Raw genomic sequence first — 18,212 nt, forward strand, 5'->3', positions numbered from 1 at the left:
ACCGGGGAAAACGACTGGGTCCAGACACCCGCTAGCGGGGAAAGTTCATACCCGATTTCAGGGAATCCGCTTGAACGACAAGCGGACACTCGTGCCCTCGCCCTCACGGCTGCCCAGGTTTACCGCGCCGCCAAAACGTTCCATGATCCGCTTTACCAGCACCAGCCCGACACCCAGCCCGCCTTGCTTGGTGGTAAAGAAAGGCCGGAACGCCATCCTGCGCTGTTCTTCGTTCATGCCCTTGCCGGTGTCGCTCACGACAACGCAAATTCCCCGGGTGTCGGTCGACTCCAGGGTGATGCTCAGTGTGCCGCCCCTGTCCATCGCTTCCACGGCATTGGCCAGCAAACTGTTGAGGATCTGCGTGAGTTGCACCTGCTGGCTCAACACCATCGGCGTCTCCTGCGGCTCGAACACCACCTGCACACCGGCCTTGGCAATCTGATGCTCGAAGGCCATGAGGCTGTCATGCAGGGCCGCCACCAGGTTCACCGGCTCGGCGTCATCATTGAGCGGGCGTAAGGACTGCAGCAATTCCCTGACCCACTTCGACATGCGATCCACCTGACCGATGATGTCGTTGATGTTCTTGTGGGCCAGGCCAGTGTCGAACTCCAGGGCCAGTTCGGCGCTGGAGCGTATGGTCGCCAATGGGTTGCGCAGGCTGTGGGCCACCGCCGAGGACATCTCCCCGAGTGCCACGAAGGTTTCGTTGGTAATCAATTGTTTTTGTTGCACTGCCAGCAAAATGGCTGCCCGGCGCACGATCCAGTACAACCCCAGATAAATCAGTCCGCCGCCCAGGGCCGTGGCCAGCCAGATCAGTACCAGGCCGCGCTCCATGCGATCGATCAGGTCCCTGGGTTCCTTGTAGATCTCGACCATCGCCGTGACGGTATTGCCATCGGCATCGAACAGCGGGATGTAATTCTCTATGAAGATGTAGTCCGGGGGCGTGATGAACTTCTGCTCCATACGACTTTTGTCGACGTTGTGATAACTGGCCGACACTGGAGTCTTGGAAGCGAAGGCCTGGTCCAGGTCTTCGTCGGCATGGATCGTGGTGCCCATCAGTGCCGGGTTGGTGGACCAGATCACCATGCGGTCAGGGGCATAAATGTTCGCCAGAATCACGTCTGGCAAATGCTGGATATGGTCGAGGAATTCACCACGGGCACTGGCGCGGGCCATCGGATCAACGTCAGGAAAATCCCTGTCCTTGCGCGGGTCCAGCAGCTCGCCCATGGTTCGCACGTTGGGGATCGAGACATGGCGAACCTCGGCCGAGGCAATCGCTTGAATGAACTGGGAGGTGAGCAAGGCATCGCGCTGCACGCTTTCGGTAATCACGAACCGCGTCGACACCGCCCCCAGCGCCACGGCCACCGTGCCGATCACGGCCATGCTGATCAGCGAGAACCAGCGCAGCAGATTGAACGGCTGTTTGCGCGAGCTCAGGCGGATATCGCCCTCTTCTTTCTGAAGGGTTACGGTCTGACTGGTCATGGACGTTGTTCCCGGAAACTCCCTATAGGGTTATAGCCCACTGTCCGGTCTTTGCCCGACATCGGGTTTTGTCCCCCCCACCCAATTCCCCACATACCCCACTGCCCCCACCTACCCCCAATGCTGGGGACAGTCGCCCGCTTACGCCCTCGCCCCCGCGAAACCGTTTGCGCGCTCCACGCCTTCACTGCGGGCTTCTACCGGCCGTTTTGAAAGATTGGTATGGAAGTTGCCGAAGCCCTCCCAACTGACCCATCCCTACGGGGCAGGTACTCTGATAGAGGGAATACTCATGCACCCTTTACTGTCCAAAACGGCGGCCGCCCTGGTTGTCAGCGCTCTCGCCCAAAGTGTTGCCCAGGCGGCGCTGTTTGCCGTCGACCCCGGTCCCTATGTGCCAGCCAACGGCTCGTTTGCCGCCTGGTATCAGGACACCCATGGCCGCACCCTTGATCTGTGCCTGTCCAAGGCCGTCAGTTCGCGAGTCCCCGGCGCTCCCGGTGCACAGTCGTACATGTGCAACCTGCTGCCGACTCCCGGGGTTTTTGATGATGCGCAACCGGTCGTCTTTCCGACCAACTTCCCCGACGAAGCATTCTGGTTCACAGGCGACGGCGCCATTGTCGATGCCGCCCGGGGCATCGACCTGACCTACGTCAGTGCCATCGAAGCGGCCTTCAGCGGCGGCGACCCGGTCGAAGGTGATCAAATCAGCTTTGCGCGCATCCGCATCCGGGTGGACGTGCCCACCGCTGGCACCTACGTGATCACCCACCCCTACGGCGTCGATGTATTCAACGTCGACACCCCCGGGCGGCGGGCGATCAACATGACCCGGGACATCGGCATCGGCTCACCGAAAACCTACGACGGCGCTCTCAAGGGTGACATCGGACCGTTCCTGCGCAGTGTCAACGGCCCTTACACCGAAACCAATCCGGTGACCGGTGCTGCGGAGCAATTCGTCGGCGACCCGAACCTTTCGGAAGCCTTCACCGGCAGCCCTTTCAATACCAACTACATCCGCATCGAAGGTCCGAACGGACTGGACTTGCGCACCACGGTGATGGCCATCTCCGGCAAGTTATCGACAGTGGTCCGTCCGACTCCGATGATCACCCAGCGCAGTACCTACTCGCGCAAGGCCGGTGAAAGCGCCCCGGTGGCCCAACAAGACGTGTTCGTCATGGCCCCGCCGCCACCAGCCACTGTGACCCTGGACAGCAACAACCCGGCGCTGCACCTGACCGAGGCTGACACCACCGGAAACTGGTATGCGCAGTCCTCGAACAACCCGACGTTGCCGAGCACCCTGCAACTGACAGCCGACAATCACCTGGCCATCCCCAGCAGCACGCCGACCACCTTGTCCATGCCCCTGACCGACCTGGTGGTGATACAGCGTGCCGAGTACAGCCTGAGCTCCGGGCAATTGACGCTTGTGGCCTCGACCAGCGATGAAACCTCGCCGCCAGTGCTCACCGCCACCTCCGCCAGCGGTGCCGCCATCGGCGCCCTGAGTGGCGATGGCGCAGTGAAATCCCTGGCGACCGGCATCTCGCCGATTCCACCCGCCAAGGTTCGAGTGACGTCATCCAATGGCGGCAGCGACATCGAAGAAGTGGTCATCGTGCAATGAACGCTCACATGCGCAGATCCTCATCAGGAGGCATCATGAACAATTGGCCACGCCTGGCGCTCAACGCCCTGGGACTGACTCTATCGCTGTCCGGCAGTGCATTCGCGCAACTCGCGGCTGTCGACCCCGGCCCTTATACCTTCGCCACCGGGAAATTCCCGATGTGGTATCAGGACAACAATTTACTCTCGATGGAACTGTGCCAGTCCCGGGCAGTGAGCTCACGGGTAGGGACCACTGTGCCGCCGGCCTACATGTGCATCCTGCTGGCTGAACCGGGCATTTACGACGATGCCCAGCCAATGATCTTCCCCGACAACTGGCCGCCGGAAGCGTTCTGGTTCCTGGCTGAGACTGCGATCCCGCAAATTGGCAACAGCGGCTATGAACTGGATGCCTACGTGGCCGGGATCGAGGCTGCATTCGGTGGCGGTAATCCGCTCGATGGCGATCAAGTGGCCTTCGCGCGGATTCGCGTTCGGGTCTCGGTGCCCACTGCCGGGGTGTACACCATCACTCACCCTTACGGGGTCGAAACGGTCAACGTCACCACGCCTGGCCGTCGTGCCATCAACATCACCCGGGACATCGGCATCGGTGCGCCTGGAAATTTCAGCGGCACGCTGAATGGCAACATCGGGCCGTTCCTGCGCAGCGTCAACGGTCCTTATACCGAGGTGAACCCGGACACCGGCGCCATCGAAACCTACGTTGGCGACCCGAACCTCACCGAACAGGTCACCGGCAGTCCCAATGACACCAACTTCGTCCGCATCACAGGTCCGGCCGGGACCATTCAAACCAATTTGTTCAACTTGTCCGGTAAAGTCCTGGACAGCCGTGCGCAAACCCCCGTGGAAGTTGATCGCGCTACTTACCGGCGCACCACTTCGGGTACAGGCACCAGCACCCGGGTCGAAGTCTTTGCCAAATCAGACAACAGTTCGACCCTGTGCTTTCGCGAAACCATCGCTCTGGTGCCGGGTCCGCCACTTTCGCCATGCCAGACCAACCTGTTGGGCGACAACAACGGCGGGTTCTTCGGTCAGCACCTGGCCAGCGGCACGCTGCCTTCGATCGTGGTCGTCACCGCCACCAATCCGTCGGGCACCACCCGGCCGACGGCGGTATCGAGCAAGGTCACTGACCTGGTGAAAATCCAGACCGCTCGCTACAACTGGAGCGATCACAGCCTGCTGATCGAGGCCACCTCCACGGATGAAGTGGCCGTGCCGGACATGGTTGCGCAAGGTTACGGACGTCTGTCGAAATCCGGCACCCTGCAACGACTGACCATTGCAGACCTGACTCAGCCACCGGCTACCGTCACCGTCAAATCCGCTGCTGGCGGCAGTGACACCGAACCTGTCGTGGTGGTCGGGACGGCTCCGGATACCGGTGAGAACCAGGCGCCGCTCTCGGTCGCCGACACTGGCAGCACCAGCTTCGGCGTGCCGCTGACCCTCAACCTGCTGGCCAACGACAGTGATCCCGATGGCAACACGCCGCTGAGCATCACCGCGCTGACCCCACCGGCTGCCGGGCAAGGCACCGTGGCATTGAGCGGCACGACTTCGGTGGTCTACACGCCGCCAGCCGTGGTCAATGCACCGCTGACAGCGACCTTCACCTACAAGGCTCAAGACGTCAAAGGCCTGGCCTCGACCGCTCCGGCGACCGTGACCATCACCGTGGCGCCCAACCAGTCTCCGGTGGCCGTCGCCGACAGCATCGCGACCCTCGGCGTGGCGATACCGATCAACGTGCTGGCCAACGACACCGATCCGGAAGGCAACGTGCCGCTCGCCGTCGCCAGCCTGACCCAGCCGGCACTCAATCGTGGCAGCGTCAGCACCGATGGCACCGTCATCACCTACACCCCACCAGCGACGGTCACTACGGCCTTCACCACAACCTTCACCTACGTCGCCCGGGACAGCTTCGGCGCCCTGTCGGCTCCCGCTACCGTCACGGTGCAAGTCTCGCCACGGCCTGCTGCGGAAACCTTCACGGTCACCACGGCCACGGTGTCGGCGCGCTCCAACAACCGCTTCACCTGGGACTTTGCAGGTACCTCATCGGTGATTACCGGCAACGTCATCACCGTCAAGGTCAGCACCCCGACAGGGCTGGCAACTCTGGGCACCACCACGGTGCCGGTGACCGGTCGCTGGCGGTTGACGGTGAGCAACAGCACCACGGTGATTCCGTCGGCGAACCCGACAGCCACCATCACCTCGTCCCAAGGCACCGTGCGTACCGTGACGGTCATCTCCAACTGAGCCCTCGCCCCACCCGCCGATTCGGTGGGTGGGGCCGGCCTCTTCCCACAGGACAGCGCCATGAAAACGCCGACCGCCGCCCTGCTCTGCCTGCTTCTGCTTTGCAGCAGTGCAGGCGCGCGCGCCGACGATTTGATGGAGAACGACGACCTGGCACCCTCCGCCGACCTCGGCGAGTTGCCTCCACCGGTTGGCCAGCACGCGCTGATCGACCAGAACGGCCAGGCCAACGTGGCGCTGGTGCAACAGAACGGCCAGTCGTTGCTCGGCACCATCGTCCAGTCGGGCAGTAACCAGGAAGCCTGGATCCTGCAACAAGGCAGCGACCTCATGGCATTGATTACCCAGCAAGGTTCCGGCAACGCCGCCTCAATCACGCAAAACGGCAGCCACAACCGCGCGCAGATTTCGCAGAACGGCAATAACAACGACGCCAGCATCGACCAGGCCGGTACGGGACTTTCAAGCGCCGTGACCCAGTCGGGAAATGGCATGAGCGTTTCGGTCAAACAATATCGCTAAAGCACTGCACCACTTGGAGGTTTCATCATGTTCAAACTGACGCCCCTCACCGCTGCCATCCTGGTCATTGTCAGTGCCCAGGCAATGGCCGACGACAGCGTTTCCAACCAGTCCCAGGTCGGCACCGCCAACATTGCCGAAGTGAAACAGACCGCGGCCCCGTTCAGTACCGCAGCCCAACAGCAACTCGGCGAGGGTAACGATGCCATGGCGGTGCAAGACACCGCCACCGGCACCATCACCCAGGATCAGGCCGGCGACTTCAACGCCGGTTACGCTGAGCAACTGTTCGAGAACGGCAGCACCATCGTCCAGCAACAGGTCGGCAGTCTCAACATCAGCCATGCCAGTCAATCGATCGGCATGGGCGAAAACCAGGCGCTGCAACAACAGACGGGCAGCGGCAATTTCTCGTTCCTCTATCAGGACAGCCAGGAAGCCACCAAAGGCCAGACCTTCCAGTTCGGTGACGCCAACGAGGCCAATATCGAGCAGATTCAACTGGGCATCGCCAACAACGCGACGATCATCCAGTACGGCACCGCCAACTACGGCACCACTGAGCAGATCGCGCACATGGGCGGCGAGATCGGCATCAACCAGGCCGGCGAAGGCAACTATGCCTATGGCGACCAACGCGACGGCAACGGCGGCGTCATCACGATCAACCAGTTCGGCGACTTCAACGGCAGTGAAGTCTGGCAAGGCGGGCAAACCGCTAATAGTCAAGCCACCGTCAACCAGTACGGACAGACCAACGAAACCGTGGTCGACCAAAGCTTCGGCCAAAACAACAACGCCCAGGTCCTGCAAGTTGGCGACGTCAACGCCATCTACGCCGACCAGTTCGACTCCGTCGGCTCGGTGCTCGCGCTGTACCAGCAAGGCACCGGCAACGTGCACTTCACCTACCAGAGCGGCGACAGCCATGTGCTGAACGCCACCTCCGTGGGCACTGAAAACAAGGTCTACGCCAGCAACTGGAAAGGCCCGCAACTGGGCGGCCAATTCGGCAGCAACCAGCGTGCGACCGTCACCCAGGCCGGCAACGGCAACATCGCCAGCTTCAACCAGGATGGCGTCGGCCACATCATGACCACCAACCAGACCGGCACGGGCAACAAAACCACCATCAGCCAGGCCGACTCCTATAACGAGCTGTACTTCGACCAGAACGGCAGCGACAACATTCTGATCGCCGACCAGCGCGGCACCACCAACCTGGCCCAGGGCACCACCAACGGCACCGGCAACACCACCGAGTTCGACCAGTCCGGCACCGGCAACCAGGCGTTCACCACGCAGCTGTATGGCAGCGACAACATGATCAGCGTCAAACAGGCTGACACCATGAACGTCGCCTACGTGACCCAGGGCGGTACCGGGAACATGGCCAGTGTTGATCAGAGCGGCGTGACCCAAATGGCGACGGTTCAGCAGTTGGGCAGTGACAACCGGGCGACCGTGCTGCAGCAGTAATCGCAAGGCATAAAAAACCGCGGCCCTCGGGGGTGGGTCGCGTTTTTTTTGTGTGAGGCTGCGGCGAATTGGATGCCTGACAAGCCGCTTTCGAACGATTCGCGGCCCACTTGATGAACTCATACTGTGGCGAGGGAGCTTGCTCCCGCTGGACTGCGCAGCAGACCTAAACCCGGCAAACGCATCTCCATTGACACACCGCATTCACTGGTTTTACGACGGCTTCGCCGCCGAGCGGGAGCAAGCTCCCTCGCCACAGAAACCCTCCCGCTCCAGACTCAGCGTTTACGCCTGCGGAACGACGTTATCCAGCGCCCGATTCACCGCCAGCTCGCCCAGCATAATGATTTGCTGGAGGGCCAGCATCGTGTTGCGTTGCGGGCCTTCGAGAAACCCGGCGAAGTCGCTGGCCATGACACTGGCTGAAGCCAGGGATTCGCAAGCGTTGACCAACAGGGTTTCGGTGTCGATATCCGGGGCGATGAGGTAAATGGTGCTGGGCTTGCGTGGCGGGATCGCGCTTTTCAGCGGATTGAGATAGTGATCCAGCGCACGGTCGGCGGCTTCGTTGAGCTTTTTGGGATCAAGGGGATCGTAGGGAGAAACGTCGTCGGAGTGCGGGGGTTGGGTGTGGCTTTGAACATGGTGAAACTCCATTTATACCTGTTGGAACCACCGGCACCTGTCGCTAAACAAGTAAGGGTGGCGGCTGTACGCAGGTTAGCGAACCGAGAGGTATAAGACCCGGCAGACCCGAGGGTCTCCCGCGCACAGCCACCATATCGAAACTGCAGACATCAGCCTGCAATAAAAATGGAGCTTTGTTGCGCTTATACCTGTTCAGGTCGCTAAACCCGGCCGCTGAATTCAGCGACCCGGAAACGATAAAGACCAGGCACAAAGCGCACAAGCCGGCGGATTCTGGCGCAGTCGTAGGCAACGGCGCAAGGAACTGTAGCTTTCAGGAAGTAACGCTAAACACAATTAAACACACCCCTCAAATCAGCACACATTCCCTGTAGGAGTGAGCCTGCTCGCGATGGCATTGGATCAGCCGACATCAATGTTGAATGACACACCCCCATCGCGAGCAGGCTCGCTCCCACATGGAATGACCTACATCTGCAAGTGATTGTTCGGCTGTCAGACCGCCTTCGCGGGCAAGCCTCGCTCCTACAGTGGAATGGGTGTACCTGCAAGAGAATGGTCGGCTGTCAGGCCGCCTTCGCGAGCAGGCTCGCTCCTACAAGGTTTGGTGCATGCCTGAAAGAAAATGGTCGGCTGTCAGGCCGCCTTCGCGGGCAAGCCTCGCTCCTACAAGGGGTTCGGTGTACACGCTTCGCTCCTCACCACTCATTAGGCCGAGCGTTAGCTCGCCTGCCTTTGATCTTGATCTGCTCGCCCCGTCGGGAGGCCGAGTGGAGGCGTTCATCTGGGGGTGGGCGCGTAGCGCCGTGCGGCGAAGCCGCACACATCGAGAGGAGGTCGAAGCGAAGCCGACCGGAGGCGATGCCCCCAGATGAATGCCGGAGCGAGGGTACGCCGAGCCTAGGCGAGGGCCGGACGTTGGGGCGAAGACCTTTGCTTCCTTTGGGGCGTTTGCCAAAGGGAGTCGCCGTAAGGGCGAAACCATAAGCAGCCGCTACCGCAGCAATGGATATGTACTCAGTCAACAAGAACCAGGTCGGCCCGAAGGCCGCCTAGGTTCACTCTTCCTCACCCTCAGGCACAACCTTGTTCTGGGTCAGGTAACGATCCAGCGTCGCATTGTTGTCAGGTGAAGAATTATCCCCCGCCACCTGCCACAAACGCCGTTCGATCCCCTGGGCCAACAGGTGCCCGACAGCCGCCTCGATCGCCGACAACACACACAACTGCGCCGGCTCGTTCGTGGTGTACCCGACCTCAGCCTCAAGCAACTTCTTGAACTCGATAAACTTGAACACCCCGGCACTGCGGCCCACGGAATAAATCGTCTTGCTGGTCATCACATTCGCCAGCACCTGCCCACTGCGTACATCCACCGCCCGCAGGTTGACCGTGACCTGATCTATCCGATACTCCCGGGAAATATCGATCCCCAGGTAGCGCGCCCCTTCCCCGCCACTGCGCACATTGGTGTCGTAGGCGATGATGCCGCCTTCGAGCATCATGTTCGCCGCTTGCAGCGGTGGCAGCTCGCCCTGAATGTTCACCGGCGTATTGGGCTTCTTCTGCGAGGCGCGAATGATCTTGCGCTCGGTCAGCAGGTTTTGCAGCCCTTCACGTTCCAGCACCACAAACCAGCCGCTGGCCTGCAACGCATCCATCAACATGCTCGCCGCGCCCTGGGTCACGCTGGTCGAAAACGAACTGGCCGGGGTCGGTTTGTACTGCCCGGTCTGGTCCCGGAAGCCGTACACCACCGCCATCAACCGGCCCTTGGGTCGTGGCATGTTGATCAAGTCGTAATAGGTCGACGCCCGGGGTGTCAGGGTCGGTGATTCGGTGTCCTGCTCGGCACCCACGTTCTCGCGCAAACTGCACCCTTGCAATGCCGCCAACATCAGCCCCAGCGCTATTATTTTTTTCATGTCCGTCTCTCCCCATCAACCCTGATCCCCGTCAAGGGGCGAGGCCATTCACCTGGATTTCCGAAATTTCACCGGTCGCTCGGTCGGTCACTTCAATGGTCAGTGCACCGGAGTCGTCGACGACGTTGACGATAAAGGCGTCGGTGGACAGGCTCCCGGTGTTGCCCGTGGAGATGTTGTCCAGCAACTGCCCCAGCAGCCGCGACTGCAACTGGCTGGTGAAGCGTTCGAGGGCCGAAGTCCCGGCCACAGACGTGCGGTTTTTCAGGTCAGGATCGTCGTAGTCGTTTTGTGCCTGGGCGTTGTTCAGCAACCAGGTGCCATTCAACGGGTTGCCGCCGAACGAAGGGTTGATGGGCGTGTAAACCAGCTCCGTGGCCTGCACCAGGCTGCAACTGCCCAGCCCGATCAACCAGAGCCCGAGGTTCCGTGAGACCGTTGTCGTTTTCATAATTCGTCCCTCTCAAGGTCCGTAGTGTCCTGCAACAAGGCTTCCAGCTTGCGCTGGACAATCTGTCCGCGAACCCAGTCGGCGGCGTCATAGGCCTCGTCCTTGAGTTCCACGGTGTTCGGCGGCAGGAAGCGTCGATAAACCAGTCGCTGCTGATATTCCACGGTCACCAGGCTGCCCCAGCGTGCCGAAGGTCGTTCGCGTACCACCAGGTTGAAATCCATCGGGCTGGTGGCACGCAGGCGTTCACTGAACGAGTAGTAAAAGTCGTGGCCGATGTGCGAGATCGTGTCATCGACGATAAAGCCCAGCATCTCGTCCTCCTCGCCGGCGCTGGCGAACGTCGCCACGCATGCGAGGATCAGGGCCGGCAGCCAGTGGCGGTTCATGGCGACACCGCCTGAGGCGATCCGGCCTGGTTTTTCACCGGCCCCGAAGCACCATCGAGGAAGGCTTTCTCGGCCACGAACTGCCAGTCCTTGTAGCTCGCCATGCCGGTGAAGTCCGACCACTGGCTGGGAAAATCCGACTGCTTCAGCGGCAGGTCTGTGGAAGGACTGCTGAGGCCGGTGATGCGTCCGTCGAACCCACGCATCAGCGTCCATTCACCGCCGCCAATCGGGTCCGGGTAGAGCTGGCGAATGTGATGTTTAGGCGTTGGAAAACGCTCGTCCTGCAACAGGTCTTCAAGTTCTTTCGGGTACTGCGCCAGCCCCGGAGAACTGCGGTAATAACTGCGCAACGCCTGGGCGTATTGCGTGCCGACCCACAGCAACTGACGTTCGCGATCACGGCGCGAGGCGGTTGACCACAACTCGCCGGCACTGGCCAGCCCCATGCCCATCAACATGATCAGAAACAGCACGCCCAGGTACGTGAACCCGGCCTCGTCGGCGGGCTTACCACTCGGAATAAAGGCTGCCATCACGCGCCCTCCCTGTGGCTCCGCTTTTGATATCGGCGACCCCGCCCGGTACGCCGTCAGGCGGCGCGACCAGCACCCAGAGGTCCTTGCGTTCGGAAATCGGGTCCATCGGCGGGTTGCGCAAGTAGCGCTTCTCCACCAGTTGTTCCAGGGAATCGGGATAGCGCCCGGTGTCGCCGTAATAGTGATCCAGGGCTTCGCGCATGGCCGACAGGCTCTGGCGCAGCGTGGTTTCTTTCGAGGCCTCGAGGCTGTTGAAATAGCGTGGCAAGGCGATGGTCATCAGGGTCGCGATGATTGCCATGACCACCATCAGCTCCAGCAGGGTAAAACCCTTTTCCCGACGCATGATTCACCACTCCTTGTACGCGATGCCGTTGAGACCCTTGCCGCGTGCATGGGAGTAAACGTCAAAGACGTCTTCGCCCTCCCGCGGGTTCTGAGCCGTACTGTCGTAAGAGCGCAAGCCCCAACCACCTTCATCGTCACGCTTGACCGGCGTCAGCGGGTCATGGGGCACGCGCCGTAAAAAGTAGAACTTGGCACCCTTGGCGCTGCGCACATCACGCACACCTTCCACCAACACTTGCAGGTTCGGTGGATAGCCGCTGCTGTTCAGCGACTTCTCGATGTAACCGGCGTCGAAGGCGCGTTTGTAGGCGTCGATGGCGTCGCGGATCTGGTACAGCGCCGCACGCAATTCCCGCTCTTTGCCCCGGCGCACCACGGTCTCGGTCAGCGGCGCGGCCATGCCGGCCAGCAGGCCGATCAGGGCCAGCGTCACCACGACTTCGATCAAGGTAAAACCACGTTGCGAGGCGTTCATGATCAAGGCTTCTCGACGACAACAGTGGTGGAATTGACCGCAACCGGCCGATCGATGTGTTCATTCTGAATCGGCGCCTGCATCCGCCGGTCAGGCGCCTGGATGTGCATGCTGGTTTCGGTGCCAGTGGGGAATTCCATGTCCGACGGGCTCTGGTACGGCAGGTTGCGCACGATGCGCGGGGTGATGGAGAGCACCAGTTCCGATTTGCCGACGGTGTCCTTGTTACTGCCGAACAACCGGCCAAGACCGGGAATGTCGCCCAGGCCCGGAATCTTGTTGCCGGTGGCGCCATGGTCGTTACGCACCAGGCCAGCAAGGATCTGGGTTTCGCCGTCATGCAAGCGCAGCGTGGTCTGGGCATTGCGGGTGTCGACCTGAACCGGAATCGTGCCTTGGCGGGTCGGTTCCAGTGGCGTGGCGTTACTGACTTCGAGTGCGATCTTGATCGCCACTTCGTTGTTCAGATGGATGGTCGGCTGCACTTCGAGCTTCAGACCGACGTCCAGGTAGGTGACGCTTTCAGTGATCACCGGACCTTGGGTCGACGGCACGGAGGTGGCGCTGATGATGGGCACACGCTGACCGATGTGGATGCGCGCCTGTTCACGGTTGCTCACGCGAATCACCGGGCTGGCCAGGGTGTTGATGTCGTTGTCCTGGGCGTTGATCTTGGCCTGAGGCGATGGCGAGATGGTGATCCGGCTGGAGTTGATGCCTTTGAGTTGATCGAGCAGGGTCACGGCCGAGCCGTCGCTGTTGACCACGCCGAAGGTGTTCGGCCATTGCAGTCCCAGGTCGAGAATCCGCTGAGTCGCGACTTCCATCACCTCCACTTCCAGCACCACTTCAGGGTTGGACTGGTCCTGCGACTGCAAGAGTTTTTCGGCCATGCGTATGGCGTCTTCGGTGTCGCGCATGGTCAGGGTGTTGAGGCGTTCATCGACGAACACGTCACGGGTCTTGAGCATGGTCTTGATCATGTTCAGCGCGGTGTTGGCATCGATGCTGGTCAGGTAGAACGTGCGCATCACCAGCTCTTGATAATCCTTGAGCTTCTGCGGCGAGTCCGGGTAGATCAGCAAGGTGTTTTCATTCACCACTTTCTGATGCAGCTGGTTCTGTTGCAGCAGCAGTTCCACGGCGTCTTCGATGCGCACGTCACGCACGAAGATGGTGGCTTTCATGTCGGGGCGCAGATCCTTGTCGAAGATGAAGTTCAAACCGGCGACCTGGGACAGCACTTCGAAGATGGTTTTCAGGTTGGCGTCGCGAAATTCCAGGGTCACCGGCCGGTCGAGACGGGTGCGCAGTTGCGGATAAGGAATCACGTTGCGGCTTTGCACCAGACGAATATTGTCTTGCAACTCCAGGGCACCGCCATTCTTGGGGTCCAGTTCGAGGATCTGTTTCACCTGACGGTCGGCGCCGTAGATGTCGCCGCGACGCAGGTCACCCCGGGCCAGTTCGAGTTTGTCATCCAGACTGCGCATGTGCTCTAGCTGGCGCATTGAATCCTGGGCGCGGCGGTTGTTGGGTTCAATGGTCAACACCCGGCCATACTCCAGACGGGCCGAAGCGAAATCACGCTGGGCGCGATCCATGTCGGCCTGGGTCAACAATGCCGTCACGGCACGGGCACGGCCGCTGGTCAGGGCCAGGTGCAGCTCGGTATCCCGAGGGTTTTCCTTCAGCCCTTCCTCAATACGCGCCAGGCCGGCTTCGTACTGCCCCGACTCCATCAGGTCGGTTGCTTCCTGCTTGGCCACCTGCGCCGAACTGCACGCAGCCAGCCCTGCGCATATACAAAGATTCATCAACAAACGGGAACTGTTCATTGCGTGCTCCCCACAGACAAGGTCTGGGACAAATGCAGAGGCAGGTAGACAAAGCTGAGTTCCACATCGGAAATCCCCTCGATCCGCCAGGTGTCGTCGATCACATCCCCTTTGCGCACGACGTATATTTTCTCGCCGTTCTGCAAAAACACTTGCAGGTCGGAACGGTCATTGAGCTTGCCGACGAACTGGAAAGGCATCGGCGGTACGCTGGGGACTGGCACCACCGGGGTCTGGTTGACGGGTTGTTCGGTGACGCTGGCCAGCATCGGTGCAGCCTTCCAGCTGCGGGCGGCGAACAGATCGCCGGACGGGCTCAGGTCCTTGATCACCGCGGGTTTGCCACTGGCTGAAGCGGCCGGCAGCGTGCCGCGAATTTTGCTTTTGGCGGGCGTGGCAGCGGTCGCAACCGACGCCTCGCCCTCGTCCGAAGGCATGAAGTAATCAGGCCCCCAGGTCAGCGCCGCGGCTACGCCGAAGAACGCCACCCAGCCCACTACGCGTTTGGTATTCATCATGACCTCGACAGGTAAAGGGTCATGCGGATCCGCCCGGTCAGGTCGGTGTCGGCGATTTTTTTACGCTGAAACTCCACGTCCTCCACCACCACGGCCGGCAACTGGCCGAGCAACGCGTGCAGGAAGCGCCGCAGTTGCGGGTAGCTGCCCCGCACCGGCAGCAGAATCTGATAACGGGCCAAGTGGGTCTTGGGGTCGATGCCCAATGAATATTCACCGCGCGCCGGGGTGATGTGTTCCTGGGCCGCCAGCGCGTAGATCTTGTCGATGGCCACCGTGGCCTGGGGCTGCGACGGCAGTTTGCTGCGGAAGTCGTCGAGCTGACGTTGCGGCACCACCGGGGCGGCGACACTGCCGTCTTCAACCTTGGCCAGGTACTCGCCGGCTTCGCGGGTCTGCTGGCTGAGGGTTTGCAACGAATTCCAGTCCGGCATCAGGCCACCCAGGGCCCAGGCCAGCGCCAGCAGCAACATCGCCAAGCCTGCCAGGCCGGGCATACCCAGGCCTTGCAGGTATTCGTGGACGATCAATCTAGGGATTCGCATCGCCGATCTCCCAGCTAGCCGACAGGTTGAATTGCACCGGTTGTTCCGGCGATTTCACGACAATTTCGTGGCTGAGCAGCGACACATCGGAGAGCTCGTCGCTGGCTTCGAGACGGCGGTGGAAGTCGAGCATCGCTTCCAGGTCCCGTGCTTCGGCGCTGATGCGCACCTGACCCTTGCGGGCATCCGGGGTCAGGGTCAGCAAAGCGATGTTGTCGCGCGGCATCGCTTCGAGCATGGCGAACAGACGTTCCCAGGGCCGGCGCAGTTGCTGCGAGACCTTGCGCATTTCTGCCAGGTTCTGTGCTTGCTCGCGGGTTTCGGCCGGGCTCAAAGTGACTTTGCTGCCGGTGTCGCCGGTGAGTTCACGCTGGGCACTTTGCAGATGGCCTTGCTGTTGCGAGGTCTGTTCGGCGACGTGCTGCTGGGCGACAAAACAGGTCACCACCAGCACCACGCCGCCCGCCAGCAGGCTCCAGCCCAATGGGCCCGAGCGGCGGCGCGGCTGGAAGTCGAGCGTCAGGGCGCGCATATCAGGCCACCGCCCGGGACATCACGTACAAACAATCGTGTACGGCTGTCCGGTCTTCTTCGAGGGTGCGCAAGTGCACACCGGGCACGTCGGGCTGTACCTCGATCCGCGCTGGCGCGTGCAGGTAAACGTTCAGCGGCCGCTCGCTGATGGAGGCTTGCAACTGGCTTTCCCGGCCGATCAGCGCGGTCAGTGCGGCATCGCTGTCGCTGCTGCCCACCGAACGCACCGAGGTCCAGCGCCCTTCCCTGGCCAGCAGCAAAACACTGCGTACGGGCTCGGCGACCACGAACAGGAAGTCACCGGCGTCGAGGCTTTTATCGAAGTGATTGAACGCCGCCATCAGGTACGGCTGCACCGACCGCAGGCGCAGGCCGCGACCGCTGACCAGGTTGCGCAGACGCGTCAGCAAGTCTTGCGGCAGCGCGGTGGCGATCCGGTCGTAACCCGCAGGTTCAGCCGACAGCACCATGCTCCAGGGTTGGGCCGGTACACCGTAGAGGTCTTCGAAACACAGTTGGGCAAACCCGAGCAATTCGTCGGGGCTGCTGATCTGTTCGCTCCAGGGCACCAGGCAGAAGCGGCTGAAGTGACCGGAGACCACCACGCTCAGTTCCGCGCCGGCCGGGGCGTGTTCGCCCAGCAAAAGGTCGAGGGTTTCGAGGGCGACGGCCCAGGCATGGAAGCCTTCGTCGATAAAGCCGACGCTGCCCAGCCACAAGGTGTCGCCACCCTTGCGCTGACCCAGGCCGACACCACTGGCGCCGAGTACGGCGACATAACGATCACGAGACAAAAGTGACACGATTGATCTCCTCGAGCGTGGTCCGCCCCTCAGCTACCAGTTCCAGAGCGGACTCGCGCAACAAGCGCAAGCCACGTTTGCAAGCGTGTGCCTTGATTTTCGAAACGGGTTGGCGCTCGACGATCATCTGCCGCAGTTCGTCGTCCAGGTGCAGCAGCTCGGCAATCGCGGTCCGCCCGCGATATCCGGTGCCGCGGCAATGGCCGCAGCCTTTGCCATGGACGAAGTGGTAGTGATCGACCTTTTGCGGATCGAGCCCTGAGAGGCGTAGTTCTTCATCGGTCGGGGTGCTCGGCGCGCTGCAACTGGCGCACACCAGGCGGATCAGCCGCTGGGCGAGCACGGCGTTGAGGGCCGAGACGAGGCTGTAAGGGTCGATTTCCATCTGGGTGAACCGGCCAATCACGTCGAACACGTTGTTGGCGTGAATGGTGGTGAACACCAGGTGCCCGGTCAGGGCCGATTGCACGGCGATCTGTGCGGTGTCGGGGTCGCGGATCTCACCGACCATGATCTTGTCCGGGTCATGGCGCAGGATCGAGCGCAGGCCACGGGCAAAGGTCAGGCCTTTCTTTTCATTGACCGGGATTTGCAGCACGCCCGGCAGTTGGTACTCCACCGGGTCTTCAATGGTGATGATCTTGTCCACGCCGTGGTTGATCTCGGTGATCATGGCGTAGAGCGTGGTGGTCTTGCCGCTGCCGGTCGGGCCGGTCACCAGCACCATGCCGTAGGGTTCGGCGGCCAACCGGCGCAGCTGGCGCAGGGTGTTTTCTTCAAAGCCCAGGGCTTGCAATTGCACGCCGCTGACCTTGTCCGCCAGGTCCTGTTTGTCGAGCACCCGCAGCACCGCGTCTTCGCCAAAAATGCTCGGCATGATCGAGACCCGGAAGTCGATCTGCCGGCCGCTGATGCCGATCTTGAAGCGACCGTCCTGGGGCACGCGTTTTTCGCCGATGTCCAGTTCGGCCATGACTTTGACCCGGGAGATCACCTGCTCGGCGAACTCGCTGCCCTGGATTTTGCTGATGTTGTTCAGCACGCCGTCGATCCGGTACTTGATCACCAGACCGCTGCCGGTGGTGCCCAGGTGGATGTCGCTGGCGTGCATTTTCAGCGCGTCGTAGAGGGTCGAGTTGACCAGTTTGACCACCACGCTGGCGTCTTCACTGATGCTGGTCAGGGACAGGCTTTGCAGGGTGTCGATTTCGACATTGGCGTCGGCCTGGGCGTTGAGCGATTCCACCGCGTGGAAACTCTCTTCGTGACGCGCCAGGTAGGCTTTCAGGTCGTCGGCATGCACCAAGTACAGCGGCGCGCCGTGCAGGCAGTCGTCGATCCACGCCAGACGGGTTGTGTCGAACGGATCGGCAAACACGCCAATGACCGCATCGTCATGACGCAGCAGGATGAATTCGCGCTTGAGGCATTGGGCCAGGGTGACCCGGTCGAACACCGGGGTGGCTTGAAACAGGGTGTCGGTGTCGAGCACCGGATAATGCAGGGTAGCGCCGAGGCACTGGATGAAGGGCATGGGGGCCAGTTCGCACAACCCCCCGAGGGCCTCCAGAACCCGCTCGCCGGAACCGGTTGCCAGGGCCCGGGCCTGGGCCAGTTGTTCACTGGAAAAGCGAGACGGTACACATTCCAACTGCGCCGGTTCTACGGCAAGGGATAGACGGTCCATGGCATGCTCTCCAACGCCGGGGGCTTTGAGCCCTGTCGACGCGGCAGGCCATTGCGGCGTATGCCGGAACGTCTTGTCGCGCCA

Annotated in this window: 17 protein-coding genes and 1 pseudogene; 4 read left to right on the forward strand and 14 right to left on the reverse strand. The window is 61.5% G+C overall.

All coding sequences use genetic code 11. The features are described 5' to 3' along the window. Positions 1 to 57: 57 nt before the first annotated feature. Complete coding sequence (locus HP062_RS09045; protein WP_172791291.1) at positions 58 to 1,506, reverse strand: HAMP domain-containing sensor histidine kinase; 1,449 nt, start codon at positions 1,504 to 1,506, stop codon at positions 58 to 60. Between the two features lie 292 nt (positions 1,507 to 1,798). Between HP062_RS09045 and HP062_RS09050 the strand changes: the two genes are divergently transcribed. From HP062_RS09050 to HP062_RS09065, 4 genes are read left to right on the forward strand one after another with little or no spacing between them, the layout of a single operon-like run. Further along, positions 1,799 to 3,145 carry a hypothetical protein gene (locus tag HP062_RS09050; RefSeq protein ID WP_172791292.1) on the forward strand — a complete coding sequence of 449 codons (1,347 nt, stop codon included), beginning with the start codon at positions 1,799 to 1,801 and terminating at the stop codon, positions 3,143 to 3,145. Positions 3,146 to 3,180: 35 nt separating this feature from the next. Continuing rightward, on the forward strand, positions 3,181 to 5,427 hold the full coding sequence (locus tag HP062_RS09055; protein WP_010455667.1) for an Ig-like domain-containing protein: 2,247 nt from the start codon (positions 3,181 to 3,183) through the stop codon (positions 5,425 to 5,427). A gap of 60 nt (positions 5,428 to 5,487) precedes the next feature. Beyond that, positions 5,488 to 5,949 (forward strand): curlin, encoded by a 462-nt coding sequence (locus HP062_RS09060; protein WP_077750527.1) that lies wholly within the window; start codon positions 5,488 to 5,490, stop codon positions 5,947 to 5,949. A 27-nt stretch (positions 5,950 to 5,976) separates the two neighbouring features. Then, positions 5,977 to 7,428, forward strand: coding sequence for a curlin (locus HP062_RS09065; RefSeq protein ID WP_010455670.1), 1,452 nt, complete (start codon positions 5,977 to 5,979; stop codon positions 7,426 to 7,428). A 285-nt stretch (positions 7,429 to 7,713) separates the two neighbouring features. On the opposite strand, the pseudogene HP062_RS09070 reads toward HP062_RS09065, so the two are convergent. From HP062_RS09070 to HP062_RS09130, 13 genes and pseudogenes are all read right to left on the reverse strand, one after another. Next, a pseudogene (locus HP062_RS09070) lies at positions 7,714 to 8,072 on the reverse strand (DUF6124 family protein). 1,062 nt (positions 8,073 to 9,134) lie between these two features. After that, positions 9,135 to 10,001 (reverse strand): CsgG/HfaB family protein, encoded by an 867-nt coding sequence (locus HP062_RS09075; protein ID WP_010455674.1) that lies wholly within the window; start codon positions 9,999 to 10,001, stop codon positions 9,135 to 9,137. A 31-nt stretch (positions 10,002 to 10,032) separates the two neighbouring features. Continuing rightward, positions 10,033 to 10,452, reverse strand: a complete 420-nt coding sequence (locus HP062_RS09080; protein WP_010455676.1) for a curli assembly protein CsgF — start codon at positions 10,450 to 10,452, stop codon at positions 10,033 to 10,035. Further along, positions 10,449 to 10,841, reverse strand: a complete 393-nt coding sequence (csgE, locus tag HP062_RS09085; RefSeq protein ID WP_077750410.1) for a curli production assembly/transport protein CsgE — start codon at positions 10,839 to 10,841, stop codon at positions 10,449 to 10,451. Before csgE ends, HP062_RS09080 begins: the two co-directional genes overlap by 4 nt. Continuing rightward, the gene (locus HP062_RS09090; RefSeq protein ID WP_077750409.1) at positions 10,838 to 11,377 is read right to left on the reverse strand and encodes a type II secretion system protein; all 540 of its coding nucleotides are present in this window, start codon (positions 11,375 to 11,377) and stop codon (positions 10,838 to 10,840) included. Before HP062_RS09090 ends, csgE begins: the two co-directional genes overlap by 4 nt. After that, a complete protein-coding gene (locus tag HP062_RS09095; RefSeq protein WP_172791293.1) occupies positions 11,352 to 11,726 on the reverse strand; it encodes a type II secretion system protein in 375 nt (124 codons plus the stop codon). The genes HP062_RS09090 and HP062_RS09095 overlap by 26 nt, the downstream gene beginning before the upstream one ends. A 3-nt stretch (positions 11,727 to 11,729) precedes the next feature. Then, a complete protein-coding gene (locus HP062_RS09100; protein WP_172791294.1) occupies positions 11,730 to 12,203 on the reverse strand; it encodes a type II secretion system protein in 474 nt (157 codons plus the stop codon). Between the two features lie 2 nt (positions 12,204 to 12,205). Further along, positions 12,206 to 14,041 carry a type II secretion system protein GspD gene (locus HP062_RS09105; RefSeq protein WP_077750408.1) on the reverse strand — a complete coding sequence of 612 codons (1,836 nt, stop codon included), beginning with the start codon at positions 14,039 to 14,041 and terminating at the stop codon, positions 12,206 to 12,208. Then, on the reverse strand, positions 14,038 to 14,556 hold the full coding sequence (locus HP062_RS09110; protein WP_010455686.1) for a hypothetical protein: 519 nt from the start codon (positions 14,554 to 14,556) through the stop codon (positions 14,038 to 14,040). Before HP062_RS09110 ends, HP062_RS09105 begins: the two co-directional genes overlap by 4 nt. Continuing rightward, entirely contained in the window at positions 14,556 to 15,104 is a 549-nt protein-coding gene (locus HP062_RS09115) for a GspMb/PilO family protein (protein ID WP_172791295.1), read from the reverse strand. The genes HP062_RS09110 and HP062_RS09115 overlap by 1 nt, the downstream gene beginning before the upstream one ends. Beyond that, the gene (locus HP062_RS09120; protein ID WP_010455690.1) at positions 15,091 to 15,636 is read right to left on the reverse strand and encodes a PilN domain-containing protein; all 546 of its coding nucleotides are present in this window, start codon (positions 15,634 to 15,636) and stop codon (positions 15,091 to 15,093) included. The genes HP062_RS09115 and HP062_RS09120 overlap by 14 nt, the downstream gene beginning before the upstream one ends. A 1-nt stretch (position 15,637) precedes the next feature. After that, on the reverse strand, positions 15,638 to 16,441 hold the full coding sequence (locus tag HP062_RS09125; protein ID WP_172791296.1) for a hypothetical protein: 804 nt from the start codon (positions 16,439 to 16,441) through the stop codon (positions 15,638 to 15,640). After that, a complete protein-coding gene (locus HP062_RS09130) occupies positions 16,422 to 18,128 on the reverse strand; it encodes a GspE/PulE family protein (protein ID WP_077750406.1) in 1,707 nt (568 codons plus the stop codon). The genes HP062_RS09125 and HP062_RS09130 overlap by 20 nt, the downstream gene beginning before the upstream one ends. Positions 18,129 to 18,212 lie beyond the last annotated feature (84 nt).

Source organism: Pseudomonas sp. B14-6 (genome assembly GCF_013260315.1).
Classification (GTDB): domain Bacteria; phylum Pseudomonadota; class Gammaproteobacteria; order Pseudomonadales; family Pseudomonadaceae; genus Aquipseudomonas; species Aquipseudomonas mandelii.

Bases quoted from the DNA above. Each gene is read 5' to 3' on its own strand.
- HP062_RS09045 (WP_172791291.1), bottom strand. From the start codon at position 1,506: ATGACCAGTCAGACCGTAACCCTTCAGAAAGAAGAGGGCGATATCCGC.
- HP062_RS09050 (WP_172791292.1), top strand. From the start codon at position 1,799: ATGCACCCTTTACTGTCCAAAACGGCGGCCGCCCTGGTTGTCAGCGCT.
- HP062_RS09055 (WP_010455667.1), top strand. From the start codon at position 3,181: ATGAACAATTGGCCACGCCTGGCGCTCAACGCCCTGGGACTGACTCTA.
- HP062_RS09060 (WP_077750527.1), top strand. From the start codon at position 5,488: ATGAAAACGCCGACCGCCGCCCTGCTCTGCCTGCTTCTGCTTTGCAGC.
- HP062_RS09065 (WP_010455670.1), top strand. From the start codon at position 5,977: ATGTTCAAACTGACGCCCCTCACCGCTGCCATCCTGGTCATTGTCAGT.
- HP062_RS09075 (WP_010455674.1), bottom strand. From the start codon at position 10,001: ATGAAAAAAATAATAGCGCTGGGGCTGATGTTGGCGGCATTGCAAGGG.
- HP062_RS09080 (WP_010455676.1), bottom strand. From the start codon at position 10,452: ATGAAAACGACAACGGTCTCACGGAACCTCGGGCTCTGGTTGATCGGG.
- csgE (WP_077750410.1), bottom strand. From the start codon at position 10,841: ATGAACCGCCACTGGCTGCCGGCCCTGATCCTCGCATGCGTGGCGACG.
- HP062_RS09090 (WP_077750409.1), bottom strand. From the start codon at position 11,377: ATGGCAGCCTTTATTCCGAGTGGTAAGCCCGCCGACGAGGCCGGGTTC.
- HP062_RS09095 (WP_172791293.1), bottom strand. From the start codon at position 11,726: ATGCGTCGGGAAAAGGGTTTTACCCTGCTGGAGCTGATGGTGGTCATG.
- HP062_RS09100 (WP_172791294.1), bottom strand. From the start codon at position 12,203: ATGAACGCCTCGCAACGTGGTTTTACCTTGATCGAAGTCGTGGTGACG.
- HP062_RS09105 (WP_077750408.1), bottom strand. From the start codon at position 14,041: ATGAACAGTTCCCGTTTGTTGATGAATCTTTGTATATGCGCAGGGCTG.
- HP062_RS09110 (WP_010455686.1), bottom strand. From the start codon at position 14,556: ATGAATACCAAACGCGTAGTGGGCTGGGTGGCGTTCTTCGGCGTAGCC.
- HP062_RS09115 (WP_172791295.1), bottom strand. From the start codon at position 15,104: ATGCGAATCCCTAGATTGATCGTCCACGAATACCTGCAAGGCCTGGGT.
- HP062_RS09120 (WP_010455690.1), bottom strand. From the start codon at position 15,636: ATGCGCGCCCTGACGCTCGACTTCCAGCCGCGCCGCCGCTCGGGCCCA.
- HP062_RS09130 (WP_077750406.1), bottom strand. From the start codon at position 18,128: ATGGACCGTCTATCCCTTGCCGTAGAACCGGCGCAGTTGGAATGTGTA.